This is a genomic window from Azospirillum oleiclasticum, assembly GCF_013423485.1.
In the GTDB taxonomy this organism is placed as follows: Bacteria; Pseudomonadota; Alphaproteobacteria; order Azospirillales; family Azospirillaceae; genus Azospirillum; species Azospirillum oleiclasticum.
This window is the reverse complement of sequence record NZ_JABFFR010000079.1, coordinates 1-7,342: the sequence shown is the minus strand read 5'-3', so window position 1 is coordinate 7,342 and position 7,342 is coordinate 1. Positions and strand designations below refer to the sequence as shown.

The window sequence follows — 7,342 nt, the reverse complement described above, 5'->3', positions numbered from 1 at the left end:
TTTACTGTGTTTGGTTGATAATGGCGTTATACGCTAAGCGGACAAAGAGTGAACGTCAGGCTGCGATGGGATCCGTCGTGGTCCGGAGCCGGCGATATCCGTCCGCCTCCAATTTGGGGGGCGCGCTCCAGAGATAGTCGCCGGTCAGGTTGATGTGCTGCCAGCCCAGAGGCGCGAGGAAGCCGAGCAGGCCGTCGTCGATCGTCTCGCCCCGCGCGCGCAGGATTGTGATGGCGCGCTGCATGTAGACGGTGTTCCACAGGATGATGGCGGCCACCACCAAGTTCAGGCCCCCGGCGCGATGCTGCCGGCTCTCCGGGGTGCGGTCATGGATCCGGCCGAGGCGATGGAAGCAGACGGCCCGCGCCAGGGCGTTGTGGGATTTCATCCGCGGTGAGTACGACGTCGCCGTGTTCCAGGCGATGAAAGCCGTTGAGGTGGCGGTCCGGGAGGCAACCGGCATGCCTGATGGACTCGTGGGTCAGAAGCTCATGCGGGCCGCGTTTGCGGTGAAGACAGGACCGCTGACCGATACCTCGGTTGATGAGGGGGAGCAGGTCGCGCGCATGGAGTTGTTCTCCGGTGCGATGGGCTCCTACAAGAATCCCCATTCCCATCGAGACGTGGCGCTCAACGACCCAGCCGAGGCGATTGAGATCGTGCTCCTGGCCAATCATCTCCTGCGGATCGTGGACGCGCGGTGGGCGGCAAAGGCGTGACTGCACTGGCTCCGCTTTCTTCCTCTGTGGTGCTGCCCGCCCTGGTGACGCGCACCGGCGACCGGGCGATGCTCCGCTTCCTCGAGTTCTTCGCCGCGACGGTCCGCAACCCGCACACCCGCCGCGCCTACGCCCGCGCCGTCGGCGACTTCCTCGCCTGGTGCGAAGCCGTCGGGGTGCCGGAGCTGAGCGCGGTGCAGCCGCTGCACGTCGCGGCCTGGGTCGAGGGGCTGACGCGCGCACGGGCGGCGCCGACGGCCAAGCAGCGCCTCGCCGCCGTGCGCGCCCTGTTCGACTGGCTGGTGACCGGGCAGGTGGTGGCGGTGAACCCGGCCGCCGCGGTGCGCGGCCCGCGCCACGTGGTGCGGGTCGGCACCACGCCGGTGCTCGACCCGGCCGAGGCCCGGGCGCTGCTCGACGCCATCGACCCGACGACGCCGGCCGGCCTGCGCGACCGCGCGCTGATCGGGCTGATGGTCTACAGCTTCGCCCGCGTCGGCGCCGCCCTGGCCATGCGGGTCGCGGACGTCCACACCCAGAACCGCCGGCTGTGGGTGCGGCTGCGCGAGAAGGGCGGCCGGCCGCACGCCATGCCCTGCCACCACACGCTGGAGGATTACCTGGCGGCCTACCTGGACGGCGCCGGCCTGCGCGGCGACCCCGCGGGGCCGCTGTTCCGCACCATCGCCCGCGGCACCGGCCGGCTGTCCGAGCGCCCGCTGCCGCAGGCCAGCGCCCACGCCATGGTGCGCCGCCGCGCCGCCGCCGCCGGCATCGCCACGCCGGTGGGCTGCCACAGTTTCCGCGCCACCGGCATCACCGCCTACCTCGCCAACGGCGGCACCCTGGAGACCGCCGCCCGCATGGCCAACCACGCCTCCACCCGCACCACCCAGCTCTACGACCGCCGCGGCGACGCCGTCAGCCTCGACGAGGTGGAGCGCATCCGCATCTGAGCGGGTGGCCGACCGGCTTCACGAACGGCATCCAGGGCCGATCTCTTCGGGACGTCGACGGCACAATGAGGGGAGCGCGCCATGGTTTCGCGGGACGAGCCGTATCGCCTGGTGTGGTCGGAACCCATGACCAAGGTGGCGGAGCGCTTCCAGGTCTCCGGCAGCTACATGGCCCGGGTCTGCACCCTCCTGAATGTGCCGCGGCCCGCGCGCGGCTACTGGGCGAAGCTGGCGGTCGGGAAGGCGCCGCCGCCCGAGCCCCTGTCGGACGCCCGGCCCGGTGACCAGCTGTCCTGGTCCAACGACGGGATGCTCCCAGCCCCGCCGAAGCCGCGGCAACCGCCCAAGCGCCGGCCGAACGCCGAGGTCCGCGTCCCAAGGGCCCGGGTTCACGGCCTGCTCCGCGGCGCCAAAGAGGCGTTCGAGAACGGCCGGCCCGTGAAGGACGACGCCTATCTCAAGCCCTACAAGAAGCTCCTGGTGGACGTGACGGCCACCAAGGCCTGCCTCGACAAGGCGCTCGGCTTCGCCAACGACCTCTTCAACGCGCTGGAATCCGTCGGGTATCGGGTGGTGCTGGCGCCGGCGGATGAGCGGTTCGGGCGCACCGACATCGACGAGCGCGAGGTGCGCGCCACACAGCGCCACGCCCATCACAGCTGTCTTTGGTGGCCTTACCGCCCCACGGTCGTCTACGTCGGCAGCGTGGCGATCGGGCTCGCGGTCGTCGAGATGTCCGGACTTATGTAGCATCTGCCACCGCCTGAACCTGCCGCATCGCCGTCCAGGCAGCTACGCTGTCCGCTGAAGCTGGGCAGGAGGTCACGGAACATGGGTGAGCCGCACGTCGTCAGCGCCTTGCGGGAGAAGCGGGCCGAGATCTCCGGGGTGATCGTTGAGCTTGAGAGGCGGATTGCCCTGCATCGGGCCGGCCTGGTGCACCTGGACGCCACCTTGCGCCTGTTCATCCCGGACCTTGAGCCCGAGAGCATTCCGCCGAAGAAGCCGCCGGCGGCGCGCTCCCACTATTTCGCCACCGGCGAGCTGGCGCGCCGCTGCTTGGACGCGCTGCGCGTGGCGGAGGGGCGCGTCGTTGCCGCCGAGGAGATCGCCGTCGCCGCCCTGCGGGACAAGGGGCTCGATCCGGAAGACCGCAAGACGCGCTCCGACTTCATCCAGCGCGTGCTCAATACCCTGACCACCCTGAAAGGCAAGGGTACGGTGGAGAAGGTCGGCCATGGTCTGGGCGCCCGCTGGCGGCTTCCGGCCGAGCCCGCCGATCACGCCGCGTGGGCGCGCTGCCAGTAGCCGCAGAAGTCGACCGACGGGCCGGTCCTGGTCACCAGCCCGACCACGGCGCGGAACTGCTCGCCGTTGCTGGTCCGGCGGTGATTCTCCCGGAAGGCCGCTTCCTGGGCGTAGCGGTGCAGGTAGAGGCCCGAGAGGTGATGATGGTGCCCGATCTCACCGCGGCGGATGCGCGAGAAGAAGGACTCCGCCCCGTTGGTGCAGGCGCCATCCTGGCTGTAGGCGTCCTGGTGGTTGATGCGGTGCATCGCGTAGCGGGCGTGCAGACCGTTCCAGGCGCCGGACTCGTCGGCATGCACCGCGGTGCCCTTGGCGATGCGGGAGCGGATGAACGTGCCGGCGGCGTCCTCGGACGGAAACACGCCGGTCACGGTGCGGCCGTCGCGCTCGCGGATGGTGACGACACATTGGCGCTTGCCGGTCTGGTTGATGGCCAGCCGGCGGTCCTTGCGATCCTCCTTGCGGTTCTCCGGGCGGACGTGGCCGCCGAAGTAGGCCCCATCGATCTCCGCCGCCCTGCCCACGCCGCCGATCACAAGGCCGCGGCTCTCGGCCGCCATCCCCTCGCGGATCTTGTGGGCCAGCACGAACGCCGTCTTGTACTGGACGCCCAGGTCGCGCGACAGCGCCAGCGCGCCCTTGCCCTTCACCTCGTTGACGAAGATCACCACGGCGGCGAGGTATGTCCGGAGCGCCAGCTTGTGGAAGGCGAACAGCGTGCCCGAGGTGAGGGAGAAGTCCTTGCGGCATCGCTTGCAGCGCCAGCGCGGCGCACCGTTCGGCCGGCGGCAGTCATACACCGCATCACAGTCGCAGGCCGGGCACACGGGGCGCCCGTTCGTCTCCGGCCAGCGGATCGCCGCGAACACCGCCTCGGCTTCCGTGTCCGACAGGCGCAGCACGGTCGCCAGCGACAGCGTGCGCGCCGCGGCGGTGAGAAGGAAGTGCTGGCCTTTGGGACGACGGGACATGGCGATCTCCAACACGGTGACCGCCCGAGTCTACCCGGCCACGACTCCGCTGTGAATCGCCAAGTTCATGATTTGTACTCATCCGGCCAGCTCACCCGCCGGCCGTGGTGGCGGCTGCTACATAAGTCCGGAGATGTCCGAGGCGGTCCTGATGCGCTACGTGCGCGGCGCCTACATCCGGGAGGCCGACTACATCCCGCCCAAGCGGTCACGGCACCAGGTCGAGCACAGCTGGACCAGCACCCAGGAGCTGCCCTCCGGCCGGCTCCGTCTGATCGCCTACTCCCCCTACGGGCGTGTCCGCTGGTCGACCGACTGGCAGGAAACGAAGACGGCGTCCCTGCGTCCCGCGCTGAAGGCGATCGTGCAGTCCATCGAGGACGCCGCCGTCGAGCTGGTCGGCAAGCTGGAGGAGGCCGACCGGCAGGCCGAGATCGCCCACCGGGCGTGGCTCGCCGCCGAGGAGAAGCGCCGGCGGGACGAGGACCGGCGCCGCGTTGAACAATCGGTTCGCGAGAGCCGGGAGCACCTCACGCAGATCATCGGGCGGTGGTCACAGGTCCTGGAGGTCGAGCGCTTCCTGGCCGGCGTGGAGCGCCGGGCCGCCGACCTGCCGGCGGAGGACCAGGCGCTGATCCGGGACCGGCTGAGGCTCGCCCGCGCGTTCCTCGGCACGCAGGACCCGCTGGACGTCTTCCTCGCTTGGCGCACGCCGACGGAACGCTACCACCCCGTCTACCCGGACGAGGCCACATAGCCGAGCGTGACACAGCGCCCAGCGATTGGGCGATGGACGCCGCCACGCGGGGGCCCGATCGCGTCCCGGTTCGTGGTGTGACCCATACAGCACCAGGGTCTCCGGCGTGCTTGGCCGGGTGGTGGCGGGGAACGGCGGCATGCCGTATGGTCGCTCACGAGCCGCCACGTGAAGGCCCCGATGCCACCGCGCCTGATCCAGCGTCACGACCAGTTCTTCAAGCGGCTGCTCGACCAGCCAGGCGCCGCCGGCGCGCTGCTGCGGGAGCGGCTGCCGCCCGCGATCGCGGACCGGCTCGGCGACGAGCCGCCCGAGCTGCTGCCGGGATCGTTCGTGCCGACGGAGCTGGCCGAGTACCGCACGGACCGGCTCTACCGCGCGACGACGCGGACCGGCCGGCCGGTGCTGGTCCATGTGGTTGTGGAGCACAAGTCGGCGCCCGACCCGCTCGTCGCGCTTCAGCTGCTCGGCTACAAGACCCAGATCCTGCAGTCGTGGATCCGGACGGAGGGGCGTGCGGCCGGCGGAACGGCGCGGGCGCTGCCGGCGGCGGTGTCGATGGTCGTGTACCACGGCGCGGCGCCTTGGACGGTGCCGCTGTCGCTGGCCGGGATCACCGAAGCCGACGATGAGGTGCGGCCGTTCGTGGCGGATTTCCGCTACACGCTGGTCGACCTCGGGCGGATCGACGACGCGCGGCTGTCGCGCGAGCCGGTGTTGCGCGTCGGCTTCCTGATCCTCAAGTACGGTGCGCGGGACGAGGATTTGCGCGGCACGCTGCTGAGGCTCGGGCGGGCGGCCCTGGCGTTGGGAATGGATGAGCTCGTGGCGATGGTGCGCTACGTGCTGGGTGAGCCGAACGAGGTGGAGGCCGGCGTCCTCCGCGCGGTGCTGGCTGAAATCGTGCCGGGGAAGGAGGAGCGTGTCATGTCGATTGCCCTGGAGCAGTTCAAGGCCGAGGCCTTCAAACACGGGATGGCCAAGGGACAAGCGGCGAGCCTGTGCCGGTTGCTCAGCCGGAAGTTCGGGGAGCTGCCCCCCGGCGTGCGGGCGCGCATCGAGGCCGCGTCCCTGGAGGAACTGGACGTCTGGTTCGACGCTGCCTTGGATGCCCCTACCCTGGAACGGGTGTTCGACGCGCACTGACCAGACAAGCTGCTCGACAGCGTCGTCCACAGCGCCAACCGCCTTGTCCTGCCTTGGGGGGCTGCACGAGGCTTTCAGCAGAGTGAGATCGGCGCAAAAGTCAGCCGCACTTCTGTAACCCCAAATTACGGGTAACGACAATTACCTATGTCGTATAACTAACCCTTGCATTTCCTAGGAACCGGCGCTTTAATCCAGGCCGTTGAACATGCTGATACTCCGATCTATCGGGTATGAATGCAAAACCCCCGCTGGCGGCAACCAGCGGGGGCTCTGCAGGCCTACATCCTATCTCGCAATAGCACGATGAGTTCGACTATCGCGATAAAGGCGTTCAGCACCGCAATGATGATGTCTGCATCGTTGAACATGCTGACCTCATTCAATGCACGCCATGATTGGCGATACTCTAAACATTGCACGGTGTTTGTAACCAAAACATTAAGCGTGGGCTTAGCGCAGTGACGCTTTATTTCGGATACTTCTTGCTTTGTTATCTACCATTTTGTCGCACAGCAATGGCACCGTTGGCGTCCAGGAAGACCTTGTGCGTCTGCTTTGGCATTCGACTCTATTAGCCGGATTGGTACATCGTTGCAAGGCGGCAAGCCGGCTGGAGTGGACTTCTCAGGGGCGCCTTCTGCTGCATTTGCGATAATGCAATTCCGGAAATCCCTTCGACACCTTCAGCTAACACGAACCGTGCCGATGTTCTCATCGAACGGCCGGAATTGCGAATAGTACATGCTGCGGGCACGACCAAGATGGGCACAAAGCCGCCATTCAGAGCATAGTCCGTCAAAGGGAGCCGATCCGGACAGCCCGTTACGGCTGCTGGATGCATCGAACGATCGGAAGGTGAGGCGCGGCGGCGCCTGCCCGCGGAGTCGTGGATGAACGTCCTGGCTGTTCCGGCCGACGGTGCCTCCCGGCCCGTATCCAGCATGGACTGGACAGGACGCACCGGCTCGGACAGGCTCCATCACCCCACTCCAGCGTGGAGCAGCTGCATGGCGCACCGCCGCACCGAGCGCACCAGCCAGGGCGACCAGTTCATCCTCCCCGGCGCCGAGCGCCGCACCGCGCCCAGGCTGCCGTACGCGGCCGAGGCCGATGGCCAGCTCGGCCTCGCCTTCTACGACCCGCCCTCCGCGGCCGAGCGCCTCCAACTCCAGGCGGAGGCCCCGCTGCGCCCGCGCCGCCGGCAGCGCGGAACCGCGGGGTTGCCGCTGCTGGACACTGCCGTCCATCCCGATCCGGCCGGCGCTGAACAAGGGACGCGTGATGCACTACGCCGGCATCGGGTCGCGGGAGACGCCGCCCGCGGTCCTGGAGGTGATGGCGGCGGTCGGTGAGCGGTTGGCCCAGCTGGGCTGGGTGCTGCGCAGCGGCGGTGCCGTCGGCGCCGACCAAGCCTTCGAGCGCGGCTGCGATCGCGTCGGCGGGCGCAAGGAGATCTTCCTGCCGTGGCCCGGGTTCGATGGT

The 7,342-nt window shown here is 68.8% G+C and carries 8 protein-coding genes and 1 pseudogene; 7 read left to right on the top strand and 2 right to left on the bottom strand.

Translation table 11 applies throughout. From position 1 onward, the window contains the following. Window positions 1-55 precede the first annotated feature (55 nt). Window positions 56-409, bottom strand: a pseudogene (locus HL658_RS36120) (Tn3 family transposase); the annotation flags it as partial. Window positions 410-422: 13 nt separating this feature from the next. On the opposite strand from HL658_RS36120, the gene HL658_RS36115 reads away from it, so the two are divergent. The 4 genes from HL658_RS36115 to HL658_RS36100 all read left to right on the top strand — a co-directional run bounded on the left by HL658_RS36115 (window position 423) and on the right by HL658_RS36100 (window position 2,983). Beyond that, window positions 423-719 (top strand): TIGR02391 family protein, encoded by a 297-nt coding sequence (locus HL658_RS36115; RefSeq protein ID WP_246338318.1) that lies wholly within the window; start codon window positions 423-425, stop codon window positions 717-719. Between the two features lie 68 nt (window positions 720-787). Continuing rightward, window positions 788-1,675, top strand: a complete 888-nt coding sequence (locus HL658_RS36110) for a tyrosine-type recombinase/integrase (protein WP_196242443.1) — start codon at window positions 788-790, stop codon at window positions 1,673-1,675. Window positions 1,676-1,756: 81 nt separating this feature from the next. After that, a complete protein-coding gene (locus tag HL658_RS36105) occupies window positions 1,757-2,425 on the top strand; it encodes a hypothetical protein (RefSeq protein WP_180286934.1) in 669 nt (222 codons plus the stop codon). Between the two features lie 81 nt (window positions 2,426-2,506). After that, the gene (locus tag HL658_RS36100; protein ID WP_180286933.1) at window positions 2,507-2,983 is read left to right on the top strand and encodes a hypothetical protein; all 477 of its coding nucleotides are present in this window, start codon (window positions 2,507-2,509) and stop codon (window positions 2,981-2,983) included. Here the strand turns inward: HL658_RS36100 and HL658_RS36095 are convergent. Further along, on the bottom strand, window positions 2,956-3,954 hold the full coding sequence (locus tag HL658_RS36095) for an IS1595 family transposase (protein ID WP_180286932.1): 999 nt from the start codon (window positions 3,952-3,954) through the stop codon (window positions 2,956-2,958). The two genes, HL658_RS36100 and HL658_RS36095, sit on opposite strands and share 28 nt — an antisense overlap. A gap of 133 nt (window positions 3,955-4,087) precedes the next feature. On the opposite strand from HL658_RS36095, the gene HL658_RS36090 reads away from it, so the two are divergent. From HL658_RS36090 to HL658_RS36080, 3 genes are all read left to right on the top strand, one after another. Then, a complete protein-coding gene (locus tag HL658_RS36090) occupies window positions 4,088-4,711 on the top strand; it encodes a hypothetical protein (protein WP_180286931.1) in 624 nt (207 codons plus the stop codon). A 180-nt stretch (window positions 4,712-4,891) separates the two neighbouring features. Beyond that, on the top strand, window positions 4,892-5,857 hold the full coding sequence (locus tag HL658_RS36085) for an Rpn family recombination-promoting nuclease/putative transposase (RefSeq protein WP_180286930.1): 966 nt from the start codon (window positions 4,892-4,894) through the stop codon (window positions 5,855-5,857). 1,281 nt (window positions 5,858-7,138) lie between these two features. Further along, window positions 7,139-7,342: LOG family protein (locus tag HL658_RS36080; protein WP_211109939.1), on the top strand; the 204-nt coding region annotated here is incomplete at its 3' end.